We start from the raw sequence: 21,396 nt of genomic DNA on the forward strand, positions 1-21,396 counted from the left end.
GCCCGGTCATGGCGCCCTGTGTATATGTCGTGTATAACTTATGCCGCTTGCCAAAGACAGCGCAAACTCAAGCCTAAACATCTGTGATTAAAGTATTATTTTCAGGCTGTCCAATCCATCAACTCACTGGGGGCACACGCTGAATGGCCAACCCCATCAGCTTTCTGTAGACTTACACACCTTTACTGATGTAAGCCTCTGTAAAGAATAAGACCGAAGAGGCAGAGCAGCATGAGAAACCTTCTGGGCTCCGAAACACTGGGGGCTTTCAGCGAAGCGCTGGATGTGGCCCTGCGCCAGCAATCCAGCCGCCTTCTTGCGCCGGATACGCGTAAATCCGACAAGGGTCTGCGCCGGTTCACCATCCGCGAGATGGCCGACATTTGCTTTCGGATGAACTACAACACCCTCCGGCATCATCTCAAGAACATCCCAGACCTGCCCCAAGGCATCATGGAGCCCGGCAACCGCCGGACATTCTCGCTCGATGAGATCCTCGAAATTCAGCAAAAGCTCTTTGATGCAGGCAAGATCCCGGTCGACATGTACCCCAGCAAGCTGGACGGAGAAGACACCGCCAAGCTGTTGATTTACAACCTGAAAGGTGGGGTCAGCAAGACCTCGACCGCGGTCAATCTGGCGCAGTTTCTGGCGATCCGCGGTTTCAAGGTCCTTCTGGTCGATCTTGACCCGCAGGCCAGCTGTTCGGACCTGTTCGACATTCAGGCTGACCTCGACGGAACCCCGTCGATCTACGATGTCCTGCGCTACGAAGAAGAAGGCGATGGCGAGCCGCGCGTCGCAATTGCCGATGCCATTCAGGCGACATATTTCCCCAATATCGACATCATCCCCGGCTCGATCTCGCTGACCGAATTCGAATACGAAACGGCAAGCGCCGCCGCCAAGGGTATCCCGTTTTACTCGCGGATCTCTGACGCGCTCAGCCTGGTCGAAGACGCCTACGATGTTGTGCTGTTTGACACGCCGCCACACATGTCGTTCTGCGTGATCGCGGCGCTCTACGCCTCAAACTCGATGCTGATCCCGCTTTCGGCGGGGATGCTCGACGTGGTCAGCCTCGTCAAGTTCCTCGATCTTGCTTCAAGCACGCTGGACAGCATCGAAGGTGTCGATCCAAACAAGCGGTTCGACTTTATCCGAATTCTGCTGACGCGGTATTCGCCCAATGATCCGGCCCAGCTCCAGCTCAGCTCCTTTCTGCGCAACACGCTGGGCAGCGCGATGCTGAACACCGATTTTCTGGCCTCGACCGCAATCGCCGATGCCGGCAACACGATGAACCCCCTTCTCGAGGTCGACCCGTCGAGCTTTACACGCAAGACCTATGATCGCATCCTCGAAAGCCTGCATGGAATCGCGTTGGAGATAGAAGCCGAAATCATGGCCGGCCGCGGTCGGCCATCCGAGAATGAGGAGGTGGCCTGATGGCGCGATCCGTCTTTGGTAATCCGACCGAACCGGGAAATGAGGGGACACAGGACCAGCCCGCCCAGAAACCGGCGCTGGTCCGACGCAAGCCGATCATCAAGGGCGGCGCGGCCAGTTCCAAATACATCAACGCCGCGACCCAGGGCGGCGCCGACCGGACCTATCAGGAAATCTCGATCGACCAGATCCGGGAAAGCCCGATCCGGGATCGCATCAATGTCGAGGAAGACCTCGACAGTCTGGTCGAAAGCATCCGCGCCAACGGCCAGCAGATCCCGATCCTTGTCCGCGTGGTGCAGGGCGACAAGCCCTACGAGATCGTGGTCGGGCGCAGACGCCTTGCCGCCCACCGCCGCCTGGGTCAGCCCAGGATCAAAGCCTTTGTCGCCAAACTGGATGACCGCGAGGCGTTCATTGCGCAGGGGATCGAAAATTCGGCCCGGCTGGAAACCAGCTATATCGAACGCGCCCGCGCCGCCGCGCAGGGGGTGGATGCGGGCTATGATCAGAAAGACATCGCCGAGTTTCTGAACATCTCGCGCACGCTGATCAGCTTCATGATCAAAAGCTATCAGGCCGTGGGCGAGGACCTTGTTCTGGCCATCGGTCCTGCCCGGGGTGTCGGGCGTCGAAAGTGGGATGCGCTTATCACCACAATGGCGCGCCACGGGATTTTGCCCGCGGCAGCGAAGGCGCTGGTCAACCAAGAGATCGAGGACAGCGTTGAACGGTTCGAGGCTTTGCTATTCGCCCTTCAGCCCGGAGTCGCAAAGACCAAGGTCCATGCCACCAAGCCAAACCACCGTAGTTTCCTTGGTGGCGGTGTCTCGACGGTTCGCAAGCCGCAGCAGCTGGTCGTAAACACCCGCAAGAACATGCCGCCCGAGATCCTCGATAAGATTGACGCAAAAATTGTCGAGTTCTTGGCAGAATTTGAAGCTGAGCAGGAGAAATGAAATGTAACCAACTGAAATAAAACAAAAAAATGATTTACCGCGGTAAATCCAAAAGGCGGGCCAATGAGCCCATTTACAGGCAACCCCAAAAAGGAGCAGACCCCGGTACAAAAAAGCCCTCCCGAAACCGAAGTTCCGAAGAGGGCTGGATAGATCTTGTAGCAAAGTCTTTCTAGCCGCTTTCCGAATCGTTTTCAACACCGGTTTTCGGTGAACGGTCGAATTTTGCCGTCTGATAACTGAATGAACACATTGATGTCCGCGGCTCAGCCGCGTGGGCAGGCGGAAGACGCTTGTCCGAAGCTTGGTACAAGGCTCCGCCTTCTGGACCGGTGGGAGCTGTTGTCCTTAATCACCGATCTGCGCCAAGAGCTCGGCCTCACAGACCGGGACGTAATGGTGCTCCGGGCGCACCTGAGCGTCCTGCCCCATGGCCCGCTCGATCCCGAAAAACTGAACGTGTCTTTCATGCGGGTGGCCGAAATCCTCGGCCGGGCCTGCGGTATGGATGAACGCCGCTTCCGCCGCGGCGAGACTCGCCTTGAACAGGCCGGCCTAATCCGGCGGCGCCTGAGCGGCAATGGCCGACGCTTTCCAGAGCGCGATCGCCAGGGCCACATCATCAATGCCTACGGCATCGACCTTGCACCACTGTTTGAAAGACACGCCGAACTACAGGAATTACGAGAACGTCTTGAGGAAAGGCACCTGTTGCTGCGCAGTCGCAAAAATAGCATCAGCGCGCGTCTGCAGGCTGCCCTCAAAGCGTTCCTCGCATCAGACACCAATCTGCCTGACTGGATCGAAGCACTGCGCACACAGCTGCGTCGCGCGGTACGTCGTAAGACGACTGCGCATGAGGAACTTGATGACATCGAGACCCGCATTCTTTCCTTAGAACACGCCGTCTGCGCCTTGCCCCCTGCCCCGCCCCAACCTGAAACAGTGACATCAACCCCGGTTTCACCAGTCAAAAAAGCCGCAGATGGCGGTCAAACTGTCCGGCACATAGAGTCAAAACTAAAAAAAATAAATAAAAGAAAGCCGACTCCATTTAGCCAATGCACCATTTCAGAGAGTTGGGCAAAGACCCTAACCCTCAAAGATCTATACCCACTAGCCCCCAAAACGGAACGCGAAGCAGCAGAGATACTTTTTAATTTCGCATCGTTTATTAGAATCGCTCAACCGCAGGTACTCCGCGGTCTCGCTCTGGTCGGCTGGGAAGGAATCATCCAACTCTTGGACTACATGGCATCAAAAATGGACACGATCGCCCAACCTGAAGTCTATCTAAGGTCGATGATAAAAGCCTGTGAACAAGGTGACTCCATCACCCGTCAGCGTGTGGTCCCATGTTATTCCTCCCGGCATCAACGAATGACGCCAGCTTGAGCCATGCGAAGAGCCACATCCCTGCCACACCATGCGCACTTGCTAGGTCATCGCCCACGACTAATCGCATTCGATTGCGAAACAGAAAACCGTAACCCAAATGTCAGCCATGAAAGCATGAACGGCGACGAAAACCATACACAGCTCTGACACTTTGCGCCGCCGCGCATTCCTTTGAGCAATCTCGATGAGGTTGTGATGAAGCCTTGGTTTCGAATCCGGTTTACCGCGGTAAATCCATTTTGGCGAATGCGCTCGAACCGTGAACTATTTCTGCCGAAGAGACGCAAGATTCTGTGGCGTTCGATCTCGGTGCACGCAAATTAGCAAAGGACTAGGCGCATTTTTCTGATCACTCGGATTGGTAGCGCGCAAGGGCTGTTAATTCTACTCTCCGCCAACACCGAACACCAGGCAAGTGGCGGCACCTGACTTACCGAGGTGGCATTGACTGCTTATCTTACATTACCAATCTTGAGCGCGTTCAAGATTGGCAGGTCTACGCACGATGGCCCTGAATGAACGCCTGAAGGACATAGGTGTATGAAATCTTTACCGTTCGCTTCAGATCATGCTACCACTTATGTTGAATCGCGCCGAGCGCGGAGCCAACCGATGTCAGGACCGTATTTTGAGCGGTAATTTAGAACAATTTCTGACCAATCTGTCGCGTGGGCTTGAGCGCACGATGGTGGCGGTTAACAGGGAATTGCCGCATCGCCAACGCATTAAGCGTGCGTGGTCGATGCGGCAATGTGCGCGCCTTTTGAATGTGAGCATTCAGTATCTGACCAAGTTCGCCAATTCGAGCCATGACTTTCCCGCAGGCGAATATGTTGGACGGGAACGCGTCTTCACGCTTGCTGAGTTGATGCACATGCGCGCGCTGTTGGCGGAATCTGCAAAGCGGCCGTATGATTACCTCGCCTGGCGCCAACCCGATGCGCCACTGCCGGTCATCTCCTTCGCGAGTCAGAAGGGCGGAACAGCCAAAAGCCTGAGCGCCGCACATTTTGCCCAGTATCTGAGCTTGCACTACGGTATGCGCGTTGGCGTGATGGATGCGGATCCGCAAAGCACAATCACTCTTTATTTTGTCGGCGGTGAAGGGCTGCCTAGGATGCCCGACGAGAATACTGCGTCGATGGTGGATTTTGCGGGGCTGTTTCCATCGGACAGTGCGCCCTACACCGATCATGACGCCGCCAGCCTGGACAGTTTCTTTCTAAAAACCTCGTGGCCGGGGTTACGTTTGCTGCCCGCCCATGGCGAAACATCCGAGGGTGAGATTCAGATTGCCCGGCTGGTGCGCGACGCCCCGGCGGGTAAGAGTTTCTATCGTTACCTGCGCGATGCCATCAACCGCTGGAAAGAAGGGTTCCCACCAAAAACCGCGCCCAGTGAATTGGTTGTCGACGGCAAGGTCGATCAGGCGCGGCTGAATGCTGCGTTGACCGAGACTTTGGATTGCATCATCATTGACTACCAGCCGGCGCTTACACTGTTTCAGCTGAACAATGTGATCGCGTCATCGTCGCTTGTGATTCCACAAACCATGAAGGGGTTCGACATCGCGACCTTGTCAACCTTTGTCACCGGGCTGCGGGGTATGCTGCAGCACATCCTGGCGCATGAACGGATCGACATCGGAACAGGTGCCAACATGCTGCTGCCGACGATTGTTCAACGCTCGAATGCGCAGGATCTGAATCATATCGGCAATCTGCTAGAACATTGTCCGACAGAAATTCTGCCGGTATTTTATATGCGGTCAGATGCGATAGCAAATGCGTCGGACGTGTATCAGTCTGTCTACGAATACGAGCCTGATACACCCGGAAAGCGCAAAGGTATCAACCGATTCATCGTAAATGCGGACGCGGTGAACGATGCAATCGTGGCACGGCTCTGGCCAGGGCTTGAGCGTGGCTATGCCGCGGCATGGATCGACGCATTTTATGAGGATGATGAGGAGGGCGGGACGTGAAACGCAGTATTCCAAGATCGCTGATCAGTCGGGCTATGAAGTCAGAGTTGGCCAAAGGGCAGGGATCCGGCAGGGCCAACAGCGCAGAACCAGATGCCGCAGTTTCTATGCCTTTCAAAGGCGCAGGCAGCGCCTGGAAATCGGGTGCGCTGGCGCAGTCGCAAGCCGCAATCCTACGCGCCAGAGAATTGCTGTGCGCCGATATTCTCAATGGTCGGCACGAGCTTAATCTGTCGCCGGGTCAGATATCTGACCCCGTGGGGACGGACCGCCGAAAAGACTGGAAATCTCAAGAGGCGTTCAAATCGTTGCGAAGCAGTATCGCGACAAACGGGCAGGATACGCCCATTTTGGTCTGGCCCGAAGATCCCCATTGGCGACCCGATCCCTTGGATCCGGCAAACATTGCCGGCGTTCCGTTCGTGATGCTGACGGGCCGTCGGCGTCTTGCTGCGGCGGCTGAACTCGGTCTGCCTGTACGTGCCATTTTGGCGTCACCCGAGGCGCGCAATGTTGAGAACAGCAAATTTGAGATGCTGTTCCTTCGGTTCAGAGAGAACGAAGAGCGCGAAAACCTTAGCCCGTTTGAGCGGCTCGTATCCATCGGTGAGATGTACGTATCGTTGGCGTCCGAGAACCAAAAGCTGACGGCGGTCGCATTTGCCAATAGGATCGGCGTACATGAGAGTCTGGTTTCGCGCGCCCGATCTGTTTTTGCGGCGCAAGATCAAATCTTGAACGCGTTCAAGAATGTCTATGACATGAGCTTTCGGGATTTACAGACCGTCATGGCGGGGCTGGACACAAGGCCCACACCCAAGCCCAAGAGCAAACACCAAAAGCTCAGCGTGACACGCAAGGTTGGCAACCGCAATCTGTCGGTGACATCCATCGATGGCAACCTTTCGATCAATGTTGCGGGTGTGCCGATGGATCAGGACGCTCTCGAAAAGCTTGGTGATTTGATCGCGGGCTATCTAAACGGCGACGACATAATACCGGGCGCAAACTGACACCGGATCTTGGGGCTGGGGTGGAGCATGACCCCGGAGCAGGCGCATCGGAAAGAGTAGAGCTATAAGTTTATCAAATCCTCGGTGGCCGTATTAGCATAGATCCCTATATTCCAAGCTGACCGCGCCGGGTCTACTCTTGCTGCAACACAGCATGGAGATGATCATGGGCGCACTCGACGGCATCAGGGTTCTGAGCTTCAATCACTTCCTGTCCGGGCCTGCGGCCGCGCAGCATCTTGGCGACCTTGGGGCGGATGTGATCGCGGTGGAGCCACTGAACGGCGCCTTTCAGCGCAACTGGGCGGTGGGCAACCGGTTTGTCGACGACACCTCGGTCAACCATATGACGACCGGACGGAACAAACGTTCCATCGCCATAGACCTGAAGGCGCCTGAAGGCATCGCAGCCGTCAAGCGGCTGATCGCCACCGCCGATGTGGTGATGGAGAACTTTCGCCCCGGCACGCTGGACAAGCTTGGTCTGTCCGAGGCCGAAATGCGTGCGGTAAACCCGAAAATCATCTATGCCGCCACGACGGGGTTCGGCGCGGATGGACCCTATGCCAAACGCCCCGGACAGGACGTGCTGCTGCAGGCGATGTCGGGCCTTGCGGCTCATACTGGCAGCATGGAGCAGGGTCCGGTTGCGGTCGGTTCGGTCCCCATCGACCACCACGCCGCGGCGCTGACAGTGACGGGCATCATCGCCGCTCTGTTCGAGCGCGAGCGCACTGGCACTGCCCGCCGTGTCGAGGTCAACATGCTACAGGCTGCGATGGATCTGCAGGGCGAGTCGATCACCGCCTGGATGAACGGTGCCGACCGTGCAGGCCCGCGCGGCAGTGACGGCATGGCCAACTGGTTCAGCCCGGCCCCCTATGGCATCTACGCCACGACCGACGGGCATGTGATGATCTCGATGTCCACGCCCGCCGATCTGGCACGTGCGCTGGACCTGCCCGAGGTTGCGGAATTCACTGAAACCGACGGGTTCGAGCGGCGCGGCGAGGTGTCGCGCACCGTGGCCTTGGGCATGGCGCGGCTCTGCACACAGGAGGCGACCGGCAAACTAGAGGCAGCGGGGGTCTGGCACGAGGTCGTGCAGGATTACGACGCCCTGCGCCGGAATCCGCAGGCGTTGCACCTTGATGCCTTTACCGAGGCGCGCACGCAGGGTGGATCGCCGATGGTCCTGCTGTCGCACCCGGTCCGCTATGACGGCGAGACACCGCCGCTGCGCCTGACGCCGCAGCCACTGGGCGGTCAGACCGGCGAAGTGCTGGCAGAAGCCGGGTTCAGTGGTGCCGAAATCGACGCGCTGCTGGCGGCGGGCACCATTGCCCAGACCGACAAGATGCGCGGTTGAGCCACTGAAAGGACCGGGAAGATGGATTTTACGATCTCCGACGAGATGAAGATGGTGACCGAGGCTGTGGGCCGTTTTGTGCGCGAAAAGGTACAGCCGCTGGAGGCAGAAACCGAAGAGGCGGCGGCCATCCCCGCAGACAGACTCGCCCGGGTCAGGGCAGAGGCACAGGCCCTTGGCTTTTACGCGCTGAACATGAGCGAGGACGTCGGGGGCGGGGGCCTTGGCGTGCTGGACATGTGCCTTGTCGAGGAACAGCTTGGCCAGACCTCGGACGCGCTGATCCGGCGCATCTTTGGGCAGGTCTATCCGATGCTCGAAGAGTTCAAGGGACCGCTGCGCGACAGGTACCTGTATCCCACCGTCAAGGGCGACAAAATCTGCGCTATGGCGATCACCGAGCCGGGCGCGGGATCGGACGCTGCCGCGATCCGGACCCACGCCCATCTGGACGGGGATGAGTGGGTGCTGAACGGAACCAAGCATTTCATCTCGGACGGGGATATCGCCGACTACATCATCGTCATGGCCGTGACCGATGCCGAAAAGCGCGCCCGTGGCGGTATCACACTGTTGATCGTCGACAAAGGCACGCCGGGTTTTAACGTGGTGCGCAATCAGAAGATGATGGGCCATCGCGGCTATGGCCATGCCGAGCTGACCTTTGATGATGTGCGCATCCCCAGGGACAACGTCCTGGGCGAAGTGGGGCAGGGGTTCCGCGTCATGATGGCCAATGTCGGCGGCATTCGTCTGGGCCACATTGGTGCGCGCGCTGTGGGCATGGCGTCGCGGGTGCTTGAGATGATGCGCGACCACGCCGCCAGTCGGCAGCAGTTCGGCCAGCCCATCGGCGACTTTCAGATGGTGCAGCAGATGATTGCCGACAGCGCGATTGAAATCTTTGCCACCCGCATGATGGTGCTCAACACCGCGTGGGAGGTCGATCACGGCATGGACCCGCGCGACAAGGTGTCGATGGTCAAGGTGCAGGCCTCGGAAATGCTGGGCCGGGTTGCAGACCGCGGGATACAGGTCTTTGGCGGTTACGGCTTTACCAAGGAACTGCCGCTTGAACGCATCTACCGCGACGCCCGCGTCACCCGCATCTATGACGGCACTTCTGAGGTGCACCGCATGCTGATCGCCCGCTCGGTGATCAAACGCGGCCTGACACTGTGAAAGGATCCCACATGACCGACGGACCGCAGCCCGGCCAATCCATCACCTTTCGCAAGACCATGACGGTGGCCGAGCAGGGGTTCTTTACCGGGATCTCGGGCAACCTCGGATCGCTCTATGTCGATCGGCGCGCCGCGCAGGCACAGGGCCTGCCCGACATGGCAGTGTTCGAGCTTGCGGCCGGCGCGCTGTTTTCTACGGCACTTGCCCGCCTCGCGGGGCCGGGCTGGCGGATCGAGTCGATTTCTTTCCGCTTCGCCCGCGCCCTGACATTGGGAGAGACACTTGCCGCCACTGCGACCATTGCCGCCAGCAGCAGCACGCTCGGCTTTTCGCTGTCGGGCGAGGTAAACGGCGAGCAGGTGATTGAGGGCGAGGCGCGCATGGCGCCCGTGACTGCCGATGTATGACATCCGTCAGATTGACGAACTGAACGTCGGCGACCGTGTGTCAGTCTCCAAGACCATTACCGAGGCGGACGGCGCCATGTACATTGCCGCCACTGGCGATTTCGGTCCGGTCCATGTGGATGGGGACTATGCTGCCGCCACACGGTTTGGCGAACGGCTCGCGCCCGGCATCCTTGTCGCGGGGATCTGTACCTCGGTTCTGACGGCCGAGCTGGTGGGAACATTGGGCGTGTCGATCCGCGACAGTTTCTGGTTCACTGGGGCGGTGCGCTACGGCGATACCATCACGTTTGAGATCTGGATCTCGGCCCGGGACGAGGACAACCGCACCGTCGACTGGCAGGCATCGGCCCGCAACGAAGTGGGCATTGAGGTTCTCAAGGCCGATGCCACCCTGAAATTCCCCAGAAAGAAGGTTATCACATGAGCCTCACCGGCAAGGATCTGCGCGGCATCACGGTCGCCACTGTGCTTCCCTTTGACGCCGAGGGCGGTATCGACTGGGACGGCTATGCCGCCGTGCTGGACCACTGCGCGCGCCCCGAGACGACAGACTGCGTTTTTGTCAACGGTCATGCGGGCGAAGCCACGGCGCTGACTCCTGCGGAGCGCGCCGAAGTCATCCGGTTCACCCGTGATCATATCGGCGCGGGTCAGCCGCTGCTTGCGGGGGTCGTGCCTACCGGTCTGCCGGACGCAATAACTCAGGCCGAAACCGCGCGAGAGGCGGGGGCCGACGTCGCGGTGATCTTTCCGGCCGAGGCACTTGCAGGCGGCAATGCGGCGACCGGGGCGCCGGTCGCGATGATGGAAAAGCTGGCCAGCACGCTGCAAATGCCGCTTTCGGTCTTCCAGTTTCCCATCGCCTCTGGCTTTGGTTTTTCCACGCCGGTTCTGGCCAAGATCGCGCAGATCCCCGAAGTTATCGCCGTCAAGGAGGGCAGCGCCACGCTGCTGGCCTATGATGAAAATCGCCGCGCGATCAAGGCGGCCGCACCCGATGTTGCGGTCCTGCCGTCGAATTTCCACTGGTTTTTCGCCCAGCTTGCTCTGGGAGGTGACGGCATCCTGTCGGGCCTTGCCTCGCTTGTGCCCGGGCTGCTTGCGGATCTGTGGACGGCTTCGGAGGCCATGGACCTTGCCGCGATGCGCGTCGCCAACGACCGGCTGTATCCGGTTGTGCGGGCAATCTATGGCCCCGCGCCGGTAATCGACATGCACACCCGGATGAAAGACGGCCTCAAGATGCTGGGAGTCATCGAGAACGCCGATCCGCGGCTTCCGCTGCTGCCGCAATCGGCAGAAATAGTCGAGGATATTCGTGCGGCGCTGATCACTGCAAAGGTGCTGCGATGACCCCGCGCGAGATCCATGGCGGTCTCTACGCCGCCACCATCTGCCCGATGCGCAGTGATGGGTCTTTGGACTGTGCAAGCCTTGAACGCCATTTTGCGTCGGTGTTGGCGGATCCTGGCCAGCGTGGCCTGCTGCTGAACGGTCATGCGGGCGAGGGAATCTTTCTGTCCCGCGCCGAACAGGCCGAGGTCGTGAGCATTGCCCGGCAGGCAGCGGGCACGAAACGTATCCTCGCCGCCGTCAGCGCCGAGGCCACCGCCATCGCTGCCACCGACGCGCAGGCGGCTCTGCGTGCCGGGGCGGATGGGGTCATGGTCTTTGCTCCCTTCTCCTGGGTGCTCGGAGCGGACGCCCGGTCGATCGTCGCCCATCACCGCGGCATTGCAGAGGCCACCGGAGGTGCGCCGGTCTATCTGTTCCAGGGCTCGGTCGGATCTGGCATCGCCTACAAGCCGGACGTCCTGAAAGCGTTGCTTGAAATCGACGCAGTTGTAGGCGTCAAGGAGGGATCGTGGGAAGTGAAATCCTATGAGATCACCCGCAGAATTGCCCGCGCGGCGCGACCCGATGTGGCGGTCATGGCCTCGGGCGACGAGCATCTTTACACATGCTTCGTGCTGGGCAGCGACGGCAGCGCCGTAAGCCTGTCGGCGCTGGTGCCCGAAATGATCTCGGCGCTGGATGCCCATGTTATCAAAGGCGACCACGCTGCTGCGCAGGCCATTCACACAAAGATCTTTGATCTGGCAAAGCTGGTCTATGCGGCGCCCGGTCATCTGGCCGCTGCGCGAGTCAAGGCCTGCCTTGCCGCACTGGGACGTATCGCCAGCCCGGCCTGCCGGGCCCCCACACCCGGCATCGACGACGCGGAAATCGAACGCCTTCTTGCCGCGCTGCGCCCCTGTCTGGAGGGGGCGTGATGGCGCAGACCCATATCGTCTTTGTCGACATAGACCCAGAGTACGAGACCGACTTTGATGCGTGGTACGATACCCGGCACCTGCCCGACATTCTGGCCTGCCCCGGCTGGCTCGAAGCGCGGCGCGAGAAGTGCCTTGAAGGCGGGCCGCGTCATGTTGCGATTTACACGATCAGCGGACCTGAAGCCTATGAAACGCCGGAGTTCAATGCTATCAAGGGCTTCGGGCCGTTCACGGACAAGATCCGCAACTTCCGCCGCATCAGGCTGACGCGGAGTTGACCGCAGGGGCCAGGATGGATCGGGGCCGCGACATGCTCAACCTCAGGCAGCTCGAAATTCTCCGCGCCGTGGTGCAATACCGCACGACCGTTGGCGCGGCGGAGCGTCTGGGCATGTCCCAGCCCTCAATCTCGAACACCATCCGACACATCGAAAGCGTGCTGGGCTTTCCGTTGTTCGAACGGGTCAGCAACCGTCTGACGCCAACCGAAGAGGCGCTGATCCTGCTAGAGGAATCCGAGCCTCTATTCCTGCTGCGCGACGCCGTGAACCAGCGCGCGACGGATCTGCGCATGGGCCGCATTGGGCGCATTCGCGTCGCCTCGACCGCAGAACTGTCCGAGGCTGTGCTGCCGCGCGTGATTGCGGATTATGCCAACGAGTACCCGCAGATCCAGATCTCACTTGAGACGCGGCCGCTCGACAGTGTGTTGCAGGTCGTGGAAAACGGTTTGGCTGATGTGGCTTTTATCATCGCGGGATACGAACGGCAGGCGTTGGAATACGTGCTGGTGGACGAATTGCGTGCGGTCTGCCTGTGTTCCGAGAGCGATCCGCTGGCCAAACTTGACCAGATCACGCCAAAGGACCTGACAGCCCGACCCATGGTCGGCCCGCAGGTCGCCAACCGTATTGGACTGATGATCGCCGACAGCTTTCGCGCCGCCGGCTACGATTACCGGCCCACCATCGAGACCCGTTTTATGAATGCCGCCGCGCGGATTGTGCGCGACGGGTGGGGTGTCACGCTGGTTGACGAGCTTTCTGCCTTTGCTGCGCTGAAACCCGGCCTTGTCGTGCGCCCGTATGTGCCGGAACTGCGGTTTCCTCTTTCGGCAGCCGTGCCGAAAGCCAAGACCGCCTCGCGGCAGACCCGGCGCTTTATCGCGGCCTTTTCCGAACGCGCCGCGCTGCGCATCGCGGAAGTCAGGGCGGCGACGCACCGGCCCGGGTTTCCGGACTGACCTCTGATTCACGCAGTCGGGCCAAGAGCGCCACGCCGCCCTCGATGATGAGGTTCGTCTCATTCGTCGCAACGACGGCGGTCGCGCCGAGGGACAGTGCGTGGCTTTGCACCAGATGCGGTGGCAGCCCCATGACCCCAAAGCCGCAGCCGTTGCGCAAGGCGGCCTCGGCAATCGTCGCAAAGGCTGTCAGAACGCGGGGATGATCCAACTGGCCGCGCAGGCCCAGCCCGTCTGCCAGATCGTTGGTGCCGATCATCAGCATGTCGATGCCGTCGGTCGCGGCGATCCCCTCGACTGCTTTCAGCGCTTCGGCGCTTTCGATCATGGCGATCACCTGCGTGCCAGCCTCGGCGCGGGTGCAGAGTTCGGCAGACGGGATCAACGCGTAGTCCAATCCGGGCAAGGGGCCGGGCAGGGCGCGCGCGCCGCGCGGGGCAAAGCGGCAGGCGCGGGCGATGCGGGCCGCATCCCCGGTACTATCCACATGCGGCACCACGACGGCGGTGGCGCCGCAGTCCAGCACCCGCGCGACGTCGCCCGAGCGGGGCCCCGTGACCCGGCCCCAGACCGGCAGACCCGCCGCAATCCCGGCCGCGGCCGCCTGACCCAGCTCTGCCATGCCCAGCGGGCCATGCTCCATATCAATCACGACGAAATCGAATCCCGCTCCGCGCGCCAGCAGAACAGCCTCTGCGCGGCCTAAAAGACAGAAGGCGAGGCCGCACATATGCGGGGCCGGATTTGTCGCGTGCTTAAGAATTGGTCGGTTCACCGGAGAATGCTCACTTTGTGGTCAGTGCCCTTGGGCGTGTGTTTTGAAGATAATGCAGAATCCCCGGAAACATTCAGGAAAAGCGCGGGATAAATAGTTGGTATCGGTCTTCTTATAGTCGCGGTTCTTCATCCACCCGCCATTGCCGGTAACCTGACCGCAACATGGCCGGGGATGGACAGTTGCAAGGCTCCACCATACCCCGCGCCGCACAACAGGAAGGTGTGTCGATGGAAGATCCCACGACCCGTTTCGCAGGCCCGACGTCGGCGCCGCGCACGTGGAGAGACAACAAGGTGATCAGGACGCTAACCTTTGGTCTGTGGGGTCTGCGGCGGCTGGTGGACGGAGCGGCATTGCTGCTGCTCGGTTACATGGCGCTGGCGATTCTGGTGCAGATCACCGGGCGCTACGTGTTCAACTATTCCATCGCCTGGAGCGAGGAGACCGCGACCTTTGCGCAGGTCTGGCTGACGCTGCTGGGGGCGGGCATCGCCATGCGCTACAACCAGCATGTCGGTGTCGATTTTCTGATCCGCAAGGCGCCGCTGCCGGTGCAGCAGCTGTGCTCGGCGGCGAGCTTTGCCTTGGGGGCCTGGTTCCTGAGCGTGGTGGTGATCGGGTCGCTGTCGCTGGTGGCGATCGGGTTCATGGTGAAATCCCCGGCGCTGCGGATCCCGATGGCAGTGCCCTATATGGCGCTGCCGGTTGGGTTTTCCTATTTCCTGTTGGAATTTGCGCTATCGGGCCTGCCGCGCATCCTGCGCCCCGGCGGTCCCGATGATGCGACCGGAGCTGCGGCATGATCTGGGCAGCGGGCGGTTTCCTTCTTCTGCTGGTCTCGGGCATTCCAATTGTTCTGGCGCTTGGCATTGCCGCGCTGGTGGCAATCGAGATGACCACGACGGCGCCGATCTCGATCGTGGCGCAACGGGTCTATGGCGGCATCAACTCCTTCACACTCATGGCGATACCGTTCTTCGTGGCCTCCGGCCTGCTGATGGAGGCAGGAGGTATCGCGCGCCGTTTCGTCAATCTGGCCACGGCGCTGGTGGGCTGGATCACGGGGAGCCTTTATCTGGTCGCCATCGTCACCGGCACGGGATTGGCCGCGATTTCAGGGTCGGGATCTGCCGACACAGCCGCCATCAGCGCCGTAATGACGCCCGAGATGAAACGCCGGAACTACAACATCGACCTTGCCGCGGCTGTCATCGCAGCATCCGGCTCGCTGGCCTCGATCATACCGCCGTCTATTGTGATGATCGTCATCGCCATCACGGCGAACCAGTCCATCGGTGCGATGTTCCTGGGTGGCGTGGTGCCCGGTCTGCTGGTCATGACGGGGTTGATGCTGGGATGCTGGATCTATGCCCGGCGGGGAGGCGAGGCCTATCGCGACCGGGAGGCCTTTACCCTTGCGCGACTGCGCACCGGTTTTTTGGATGCGGCGCCCGGCCTTCTGGTGCCGGTGGTCATCATCGGGGGCATCACGGGCGGCATCTTTACCGCGACCGAGGCCGCCTGCGTCGCCCTGTTCACCACTCTGATCGTCACGCTTTTCATCTATCGCGAGCTGAAGTTGCGCGACCTTCCGGCGATCCTGCTGCGGTCCATCAGTCTGTCAGCCACGGTGCTAATCATCATCGCGACCGCTTCGGTGTTCACCTGGATCATTGCAACACAGGGTTTTCCCGCGATGCTGCGCGGATGGCTGACCGGACTCACCGACAATCCGGTGGTGTTCCTGCTGATCGTCAACCTGCTGCTGCTGGTGGTGGGGATGTTCATGGAAAGCATCTCGGCCATCCTGATCCTGCTGCCGATCCTGCTGCCACTGTCGCAGAGCTATGACATCGACCCGGTGCAGTTCGGCGTAATCACCGCGCTGAACCTGTCCATCGGGCTGATCACGCCGCCCTATGGCATCTGCCTGTATGTCGCCGCGTCCGTGGCGGGGCGGCGGATCGAACAGGTCTCGCGCAAGGTCTGGCTGCCGTTCGGATGCATGTTCGCCGCGCTGATGCTCGTGACCTTTGTTCCCGCCATTTCCCTCTGGCTGCCTTCGGTTCTGATGAACTGAAACAGCCGTTTCGCCCACCCCCCCTCAACAGCAAGAAGAAAGTAGAAAAAAAGATGTCCAACAGAACGCTCACCTCCCTTGTCGTCGCCTGCGCCCTTGTCGCGGCCCCGGCATTTGCCGCCGACTACACCTTCAAGATCGCCCATACCAATGCCGCCGACGAGGTGCAGGATATGGGCCTTCAGAAGATGAAGGAACTGCTTGAGGCCAAGACCGACGGTGCCGCGACGCTGGAAATCTACCCCGGTGGTCAGCTGGGCGACGAGGCGCAGATCATCGAAGGCGTGATGCTTGGCTCGCTCGACATGGCGATGACCTCAAATTCGATGCTGTCGAACTATGTCGAGGATTTTCAGGTCTTCGACATGCCCTTTCTGTTCCCGTCGATCCCTGCGCTTGGCGAAAAGGTCGATGCCAATTCTGACATGATGGAAGCGTCGGCCAATGGTGCGGGCTTTGAACTTCTGGGTGTGTTTTCGTCGGGCATCCGGCATCTGATCACCTCTAAGCCGATCAACAGCATCGACGATCTGGCTGGCATGAAGATCCGCACCATGCAGAACCCCGTGCATGTCGAGGCGTTCCGCGCCTACGGCGCCAATCCCACGCCGATGTCCTATTCCGAACTGTATGGCGCGTTGCAGTCGGGCGTTGTGGACGGGGCCGAAGGTGCATCGACCGGGTATGACGGCATGAAGTTCTACGAGGTCGCGCCATCCTTTGCGCTGGTGGGCTGGCTCAACATGACCGCGCCCGTGACCATGCAGAAGGCCGCCTATGACGCGCTACCCGCCGAGATCCAGACCGCGCTTCTGGAATCCGGCGAAGAGGCCGCAACCTGGCAGCGCCAGTATGTTGTGGATCAAGAGCAGCCGCTGCTTGATAGCTTTGCCGCACAGGGGGTCAACATTACGCACCCCGATACCGCGCCGTTCATCGAAGCCTCCAAGCCGCTTTACGAAAGCCAGCTTACCACCGATGGTCAGAAAGCCCTTTATCAGGCCCTGACGAAGTGAGCGACCGGCCCGCGGCGCGCCTCGCTTCGCGCCGCGGGCCTTTTTGACCGACGGATAGAAAGACCACACATGCTAGATACCGCCATCCGCAATGCCGAAATCGTCACCGCCGCCGACCGCTACCGCGCCGAAATCGGCATTCGTGACGGACGTATCGTGATCATCGCCGAAGACGTCGGCCCGGCCCACGAAGAGATCGACGCCACCGGCCTGCTGGTGCTGCCGGGCGGGATCGACGCGCATGTGCATCTGGAACAGCCGCAGGGCGGTGGTGTGGTCATGGCCGACGGATTCGAAAGCGGCACACGTTCGGCCGCAGCCGGAGGCACCACCACGGTCATGCCCTTTGCGCTGCAACAGCGCGGCCAGTCCCTGCGCGAGGCCGTGACAGCCTATCACAAGGCTGCCGAGGGCAAGTGCCATACCGACATCTCGTTTCATCTGATCATCACCGACCCGACGCCGCAGGTTCTGGGGCAGGAACTGCCCGCGCTGGTCAAAGATGGCTATACCTCGTTCAAGGTCTTCATGACCTATGACGACATGGTGTTGAACGACGCGCAGCTGCTGGATGTCTTTGACGTGGCGCGGCGGGAAAAGGCCATGGTCATGGTCCATGCCGAGGGTTACGATGCCATTAAATACATGGCAAAACGGCTGGAAGAGGCAGGTAAAACCGCGCCCTACTACCACGCCGAAAGCCGCCCCCAGAGCGTTGAGCGCGAGGCAACACACCGCGCCATTTCCCATGCCGAACTGAGCGATGTACCGATCACCATCGTGCATGTGTCGGGGCGCGATCCGATGGAGCAGATCCAATGGGCGAAAAAGCGCGGCATGAATGTCTGGGCCGAGACCTGCCCGCAATACATCGCGCTGGTGGCCGACGACCTCAAGGGGTTGAACATGGATTTCGAGGGGGCGAAATACGTCTGCTCGCCGCCGCCGCGCGATCTCGATTCCCAAAAGGCGATCTGGGAGGGGTTGCGCGACGGTACCTTCGACCTGTTTTCGTCCGACCATTGTCCGTTCCGGTTCGAGGATGCCAAGGGCAAGGATGTCGCGGGTGCGCGCACATCGTTCCGCTGGGTGCCGAACGGCATTCCGGGGATCGAGGCGCGCCTGCCCATCCTGTTTTCGGAAGGCGTGTCCAAGGGGCGTATCCCGATCGAACGCTTTGTGGCGCTGACCTCGACCAATCCGGCGAAACTGTTCGGGATGTATCCCCGCAAGGGCACAATCGCCGTGGGCAGCGATGCCGACCTGACGTTCTGGGATCCAGAGCGCGAGGTGACCATGTCGCAAAGCCTGCATCACCACGATTGCGATTATACCCCCTACGAAGGCATGGCGATCAAGGGCTGGCCGGTGCGCACCATCCTGCGCGGCAGCACAATCTTTCTAGACGGCGAGATCACCGGCACACCGGGGCAGGGGGCTTACCTTGAACGTGGTACCAGTCAGGCCTTTGGCGTCTGAGCCGCGACGGGTGCTGGCAGAGGTTTGATCCGTCGGGTGGGTGTGCGCGGGCTCAGTCTTCTGGCGCGATGCGGGATACGAGGTCTTCCATCATCGCGGCGTTCTGCATCCGCAGGATGGCCTCGGCAGCGGGGGCGTCCTGTCGCTTTAGCGCGTCAATGAGCAGGGTCATCTCTTCTGCCATGACCTGCCGACGCCCGGTGCCGTAGCCATAGCCGCGCCGGAAGGCCAGGATCGTGTCCCAGCCGCGTTGGAATACCCGCAGCGCCTCGCGGTTGCCACCGAAGGTCACAAGCCGCACGTTAAAGCTCCGGTTGGTTTCGATGGCCGCCAGATCCTCGCCCGCTCCGATCTGCGCGCGGTAGCTCGCGGCCAGCGCCTCAAGCTCGCGGATTCGTTCCAGCGTCAATGCGGCCATGCCGCGCCGGATGGCAAAGATGCGCAGTTCGGTGTTCAGCTCGAACAGGTCGGTGATATAGGCGCGGTCGAGCTGGCGCACCGTCGCGCCCCGGTTGGGCTCGATCTCGACCAGGCCTTCGCCTTCGAGTTTTCGCAATGCTTCGCGCAGCGGCATGGTCGAAAAGCCCAGCCGTTTGGCCAGTTCCGCCGTCTTCAGCCGCGCGCCCGGCGCGATGCGCCCAGCGAGGATATCTTCGCGGATCTGGCGCGTGGCCTGATCGACTGAGTTCTGCGTGGCGTCCGGATCTTCGGTCATGCGTCGCACCATCCTTCAGGGGGCCTTTTGGATCAAGGAGATATGTTCGGCATCGATGAGCAGGGTCCCGTCGGCGCGGTGCAGGCGCACGGATTCGGTGATGATCCCGGCAGGGCGTGAGGCGGATTCGCGCTTGGCGGAAAAGGCCATTTCGACATGCACTACGTCGCCCGCGACGATGGGGGCGACAAAGCGTACAGCATTCCAGCCAAGCGATGCGATTGAGGTTTCCTCGTACAGCCGCAGTTCGGTTTTCAACCCCTCCATCAGCGACAGCCCGTAAAGGCCATGCGCGATGATCCCGGGAAACCCCTGCGCCTTTGCATAGGTTTCATCGGTGTGCAGCGGATGGAAATCCCGGGTGAGACGGCAGAAGTCCGCGATGTCCTGCGCGCTGATCCGGTGGCTTGGGGTAGTGAAGGATGCGCCCACCTCCACCTCTTGGAAATACAGGTTCATGTGTACAGCTTCTCTACCTGGCGCGCGATGATCATGCGCTGGATCTGGTTGGTGCCCTCGTAAATCTGGCTCAGGCGCACGTCGCGGAACAGCCGTTCGATGCGGAATTCGCGGGAATAGCCGTTGCCGCCGTGGATCTGCAAGGCGTTGGAAATGTGCACCTGCGCCATGTCGGTGGTGAAAAGCTTGGCCTGCGCTGCCTCAAGTGCGATTGCATGGCCCGCATCATAGAGCCGCGCCGCGTGGTGGATCAGCAGGCGGGCGGCGGCGATGTCCTTTGCCATGTCGGCAACCATGAACTGGATCGCCTGGAAATCGTAAAGCGGCTTACCGAACTGGCGACGGTCATGGGCGTAAGCGATGGCATCCTCCATCGCGGCCTGCGCCATGCCAAGCGCCATTGCGGACATCATCAAGCGCGAGAAGTTGAAATTCTCCATCGCCATGCGGAAGGCGCCATTCTCGGGCCCGATCAGATTTGCGGTGGGGACGCGCACATTGTCAAAGCTGACCATGCATTCGGCGAGGCCGTGCATCCCGAGCAGTTCTTCGGACTTGCCCTTGATCACGCCGGGGCGATCGGTTTCGACCAGAATGCACGAAATGCCCCTGTGCCCGGCCTTGGCATCGGTCTTGGCAAAGACCATGATCACATCCGCGACCTGACCGAAAGTGACCCAGGCTTTGGTTCCGTTGATGATAAATTCATCACCCTCACGACGGGCCGTGGTCTTTATCGCCGCGACGTCTGATCCGCAGTCCGGTTCGGTGACCGCAGTGGCCGGGATCACGCTGCCGTCGAGCACTCCGGGAATCAGTTTGTGATGCTCTGCGGTACCGTGATGGTGCAGGAACAACGCCGCCTCGACCGGAATGGCGAAGGCGTTTCCGACCGCGCCAGAGCCGCGCGCGAGTTCTTCCATGACGATGCAGGCTGTCATTGCATCCATCCCCACGCCGCCCGCGTCCTCGGGGAGGGCGATGCCGAACAGCCCTTGTTCGGCAAGGCTCAGGTAGATTTCGCGCGGGAAAGTATTGTCGCGGTCGATGGCGGCTGCTGCGGGGGCAACAACCTCATCTGAAAGACGGCGGGCCGTGGCGCGCACCATGTTTTGCTCTTCGGTGTAGAACTGGTTCAATGTGATCTCCTATTGCGGATATAAGATAATATCTGATCACAGATTTACGCCCGCCTGAACCGCCGCGTCAACCCGAGGCTGTCCCGCCGTGAAAGGCGTCGGCCGGGGCCGTGTCGAAAAAGTAGACGATGACATCCTTTGGCGATGCGCCATAGGCCGCGACCACCGCGTCGGTGATGCGCTGAGCTGCGTCTGCCTTTAGCTCAGCGCCGCGCGGAAAGGCATGAACCTTTATAAAGATGCGTATATTTTCAGCGTATTTGCCGTATTTTCCGGCATGTGCGTAGGAATAGTGACCCATGGAATTATAATAGACAGTGACGATTTCGGGCTTGATCGCGAAGGCCTGACAGAGACCATCAGTCATGTGGCGGCTCGCAACCTCCCGTATTTGTTCGCTGGGTCCGTGGTCGGTGACCTCAATGAAGGGCATGGGGGTGTCTC

General features: G+C 60.5%; 22 protein-coding genes. 17 read left to right on the forward strand and 5 right to left on the reverse strand.

The features are described 5' to 3' along the window. Window positions 1-231: 231 nt before the first annotated feature. The 13 genes from IMCC21224_RS19520 to IMCC21224_RS19580 all read left to right on the forward strand — a co-directional run bounded on the left by IMCC21224_RS19520 (window position 232) and on the right by IMCC21224_RS19580 (window position 13,286). A complete protein-coding gene (locus tag IMCC21224_RS19520) occupies window positions 232-1,449 on the forward strand; it encodes an AAA family ATPase (protein WP_053079088.1) in 1,218 nt (405 codons plus the stop codon). Next, window positions 1,449-2,408, forward strand: coding sequence for a ParB/RepB/Spo0J family partition protein (locus IMCC21224_RS19525; RefSeq protein ID WP_053079089.1), 960 nt, complete (start codon window positions 1,449-1,451; stop codon window positions 2,406-2,408). Before IMCC21224_RS19520 ends, IMCC21224_RS19525 begins: the two co-directional genes overlap by 1 nt. A 255-nt stretch (window positions 2,409-2,663) precedes the next feature. Continuing rightward, complete coding sequence (locus tag IMCC21224_RS19530; RefSeq protein ID WP_047997297.1) at window positions 2,664-3,803, forward strand: helix-turn-helix domain-containing protein; 1,140 nt, start codon at window positions 2,664-2,666, stop codon at window positions 3,801-3,803. A 631-nt stretch (window positions 3,804-4,434) separates the two neighbouring features. Next, on the forward strand, window positions 4,435-5,790 hold the full coding sequence (locus tag IMCC21224_RS19535; RefSeq protein ID WP_231582154.1) for a ParA family protein: 1,356 nt from the start codon (window positions 4,435-4,437) through the stop codon (window positions 5,788-5,790). After that, the gene (locus IMCC21224_RS19540; RefSeq protein ID WP_047997298.1) at window positions 5,787-6,803 is read left to right on the forward strand and encodes a ParB N-terminal domain-containing protein; all 1,017 of its coding nucleotides are present in this window, start codon (window positions 5,787-5,789) and stop codon (window positions 6,801-6,803) included. Before IMCC21224_RS19535 ends, IMCC21224_RS19540 begins: the two co-directional genes overlap by 4 nt. Before the next feature lie 166 nt (window positions 6,804-6,969). Next, window positions 6,970-8,172 (forward strand): CaiB/BaiF CoA-transferase family protein, encoded by a 1,203-nt coding sequence (locus IMCC21224_RS19545; protein ID WP_047997610.1) that lies wholly within the window; start codon window positions 6,970-6,972, stop codon window positions 8,170-8,172. 21 nt (window positions 8,173-8,193) lie between these two features. After that, window positions 8,194-9,354 (forward strand): acyl-CoA dehydrogenase family protein, encoded by a 1,161-nt coding sequence (locus IMCC21224_RS19550; RefSeq protein ID WP_047997299.1) that lies wholly within the window; start codon window positions 8,194-8,196, stop codon window positions 9,352-9,354. Between the two features lie 11 nt (window positions 9,355-9,365). Continuing rightward, a complete protein-coding gene (locus IMCC21224_RS19555; RefSeq protein ID WP_047997300.1) occupies window positions 9,366-9,764 on the forward strand; it encodes a MaoC/PaaZ C-terminal domain-containing protein in 399 nt (132 codons plus the stop codon). Beyond that, a complete protein-coding gene (locus IMCC21224_RS19560) occupies window positions 9,757-10,191 on the forward strand; it encodes a MaoC/PaaZ C-terminal domain-containing protein (protein WP_047997301.1) in 435 nt (144 codons plus the stop codon). The genes IMCC21224_RS19555 and IMCC21224_RS19560 overlap by 8 nt, the downstream gene beginning before the upstream one ends. Further along, window positions 10,188-11,120: a dihydrodipicolinate synthase family protein gene (locus IMCC21224_RS19565; RefSeq protein WP_047997302.1), complete on the forward strand. Its 933-nt coding sequence runs from the start codon at window positions 10,188-10,190 to the stop codon at window positions 11,118-11,120. Before IMCC21224_RS19560 ends, IMCC21224_RS19565 begins: the two co-directional genes overlap by 4 nt. Continuing rightward, window positions 11,117-12,040, forward strand: coding sequence for a dihydrodipicolinate synthase family protein (locus IMCC21224_RS19570; protein ID WP_047997303.1), 924 nt, complete (start codon window positions 11,117-11,119; stop codon window positions 12,038-12,040). Before IMCC21224_RS19565 ends, IMCC21224_RS19570 begins: the two co-directional genes overlap by 4 nt. Next, the gene (locus IMCC21224_RS19575; protein ID WP_047997304.1) at window positions 12,040-12,321 is read left to right on the forward strand and encodes a DUF4286 family protein; all 282 of its coding nucleotides are present in this window, start codon (window positions 12,040-12,042) and stop codon (window positions 12,319-12,321) included. Before IMCC21224_RS19570 ends, IMCC21224_RS19575 begins: the two co-directional genes overlap by 1 nt. Before the next feature lie 14 nt (window positions 12,322-12,335). Continuing rightward, on the forward strand, window positions 12,336-13,286 hold the full coding sequence (locus tag IMCC21224_RS19580) for a LysR family transcriptional regulator (RefSeq protein ID WP_231582155.1): 951 nt from the start codon (window positions 12,336-12,338) through the stop codon (window positions 13,284-13,286). Here the strand turns inward: IMCC21224_RS19580 and IMCC21224_RS19585 are convergent. Beyond that, window positions 13,249-14,061 (reverse strand): HpcH/HpaI aldolase/citrate lyase family protein, encoded by an 813-nt coding sequence (locus IMCC21224_RS19585; protein WP_231582156.1) that lies wholly within the window; start codon window positions 14,059-14,061, stop codon window positions 13,249-13,251. The genes IMCC21224_RS19580 and IMCC21224_RS19585 overlap by 38 nt on opposite strands. A gap of 230 nt (window positions 14,062-14,291) precedes the next feature. Here IMCC21224_RS19585 and IMCC21224_RS19590 point away from each other — a divergent pair, with 230 nt between their 5' ends. From IMCC21224_RS19590 to hydA, 4 genes are all read left to right on the forward strand, one after another. Further along, window positions 14,292-14,867, forward strand: coding sequence for a TRAP transporter small permease (locus tag IMCC21224_RS19590; protein ID WP_047997305.1), 576 nt, complete (start codon window positions 14,292-14,294; stop codon window positions 14,865-14,867). Beyond that, window positions 14,864-16,144, forward strand: a complete 1,281-nt coding sequence (locus IMCC21224_RS19595; protein ID WP_047997306.1) for a TRAP transporter large permease — start codon at window positions 14,864-14,866, stop codon at window positions 16,142-16,144. Before IMCC21224_RS19590 ends, IMCC21224_RS19595 begins: the two co-directional genes overlap by 4 nt. Before the next feature lie 53 nt (window positions 16,145-16,197). Then, window positions 16,198-17,160, forward strand: coding sequence for a TRAP transporter substrate-binding protein (locus IMCC21224_RS19600; RefSeq protein ID WP_047997307.1), 963 nt, complete (start codon window positions 16,198-16,200; stop codon window positions 17,158-17,160). Window positions 17,161-17,229: 69 nt separating this feature from the next. Beyond that, on the forward strand, window positions 17,230-18,639 hold the full coding sequence (gene hydA / locus IMCC21224_RS19605; RefSeq protein WP_047997308.1) for a dihydropyrimidinase: 1,410 nt from the start codon (window positions 17,230-17,232) through the stop codon (window positions 18,637-18,639). 52 nt (window positions 18,640-18,691) lie between these two features. On the opposite strand, the gene IMCC21224_RS19610 is transcribed toward hydA, so the two are convergent. The 4 genes from IMCC21224_RS19610 to IMCC21224_RS19625 all read right to left on the reverse strand — a co-directional run bounded on the left by IMCC21224_RS19610 (window position 18,692) and on the right by IMCC21224_RS19625 (window position 21,385). After that, entirely contained in the window at window positions 18,692-19,354 is a 663-nt protein-coding gene (locus IMCC21224_RS19610) for a GntR family transcriptional regulator (protein ID WP_053079090.1), read from the reverse strand. 15 nt (window positions 19,355-19,369) lie between these two features. Next, the gene (locus IMCC21224_RS19615) at window positions 19,370-19,813 is read right to left on the reverse strand and encodes a MaoC/PaaZ C-terminal domain-containing protein (protein ID WP_047997309.1); all 444 of its coding nucleotides are present in this window, start codon (window positions 19,811-19,813) and stop codon (window positions 19,370-19,372) included. Further along, entirely contained in the window at window positions 19,810-20,952 is a 1,143-nt protein-coding gene (locus tag IMCC21224_RS19620) for an acyl-CoA dehydrogenase family protein (RefSeq protein WP_053079091.1), read from the reverse strand. Before IMCC21224_RS19620 ends, IMCC21224_RS19615 begins: the two co-directional genes overlap by 4 nt. A gap of 67 nt (window positions 20,953-21,019) precedes the next feature. Continuing rightward, on the reverse strand, window positions 21,020-21,385 hold the full coding sequence (locus tag IMCC21224_RS19625; RefSeq protein ID WP_047997310.1) for a tautomerase family protein: 366 nt from the start codon (window positions 21,383-21,385) through the stop codon (window positions 21,020-21,022). Window positions 21,386-21,396: the final 11 nt, after the last annotated feature.

This window comes from Puniceibacterium sp. IMCC21224, assembly GCF_001038505.1.
In the GTDB taxonomy this organism is placed as follows: domain Bacteria; phylum Pseudomonadota; class Alphaproteobacteria; order Rhodobacterales; family Rhodobacteraceae; genus Puniceibacterium.

Coding starts and splice junctions, on each gene's coding strand:
- IMCC21224_RS19520 (WP_053079088.1), top strand. CDS start 232: ATGAGAAACCTTCTGGGCTCCGAAACACTGGGGGCTTTCAGCGAAGCG.
- IMCC21224_RS19595 (WP_047997306.1), top strand. CDS start 14,864: ATGATCTGGGCAGCGGGCGGTTTCCTTCTTCTGCTGGTCTCGGGCATT.
- IMCC21224_RS19615 (WP_047997309.1), bottom strand. CDS start 19,813: ATGAACCTGTATTTCCAAGAGGTGGAGGTGGGCGCATCCTTCACTACC.
- IMCC21224_RS19530 (WP_047997297.1), top strand. CDS start 2,664: ATGTCCGCGGCTCAGCCGCGTGGGCAGGCGGAAGACGCTTGTCCGAAG.
- IMCC21224_RS19525 (WP_053079089.1), top strand. CDS start 1,449: ATGGCGCGATCCGTCTTTGGTAATCCGACCGAACCGGGAAATGAGGGG.
- IMCC21224_RS19570 (WP_047997303.1), top strand. CDS start 11,117: ATGACCCCGCGCGAGATCCATGGCGGTCTCTACGCCGCCACCATCTGC.
- IMCC21224_RS19580 (WP_231582155.1), top strand. CDS start 12,336: ATGGATCGGGGCCGCGACATGCTCAACCTCAGGCAGCTCGAAATTCTC.
- IMCC21224_RS19545 (WP_047997610.1), top strand. CDS start 6,970: ATGGGCGCACTCGACGGCATCAGGGTTCTGAGCTTCAATCACTTCCTG.
- IMCC21224_RS19590 (WP_047997305.1), top strand. CDS start 14,292: ATGGAAGATCCCACGACCCGTTTCGCAGGCCCGACGTCGGCGCCGCGC.
- IMCC21224_RS19555 (WP_047997300.1), top strand. CDS start 9,366: ATGACCGACGGACCGCAGCCCGGCCAATCCATCACCTTTCGCAAGACC.
- IMCC21224_RS19550 (WP_047997299.1), top strand. CDS start 8,194: ATGGATTTTACGATCTCCGACGAGATGAAGATGGTGACCGAGGCTGTG.
- IMCC21224_RS19575 (WP_047997304.1), top strand. CDS start 12,040: ATGGCGCAGACCCATATCGTCTTTGTCGACATAGACCCAGAGTACGAG.
- IMCC21224_RS19560 (WP_047997301.1), top strand. CDS start 9,757: ATGTATGACATCCGTCAGATTGACGAACTGAACGTCGGCGACCGTGTG.
- IMCC21224_RS19610 (WP_053079090.1), bottom strand. CDS start 19,354: ATGACCGAAGATCCGGACGCCACGCAGAACTCAGTCGATCAGGCCACG.
- IMCC21224_RS19600 (WP_047997307.1), top strand. CDS start 16,198: ATGTCCAACAGAACGCTCACCTCCCTTGTCGTCGCCTGCGCCCTTGTC.
- IMCC21224_RS19565 (WP_047997302.1), top strand. CDS start 10,188: ATGAGCCTCACCGGCAAGGATCTGCGCGGCATCACGGTCGCCACTGTG.
- hydA (WP_047997308.1), top strand. CDS start 17,230: ATGCTAGATACCGCCATCCGCAATGCCGAAATCGTCACCGCCGCCGAC.
- IMCC21224_RS19625 (WP_047997310.1), bottom strand. CDS start 21,385: ATGCCCTTCATTGAGGTCACCGACCACGGACCCAGCGAACAAATACGG.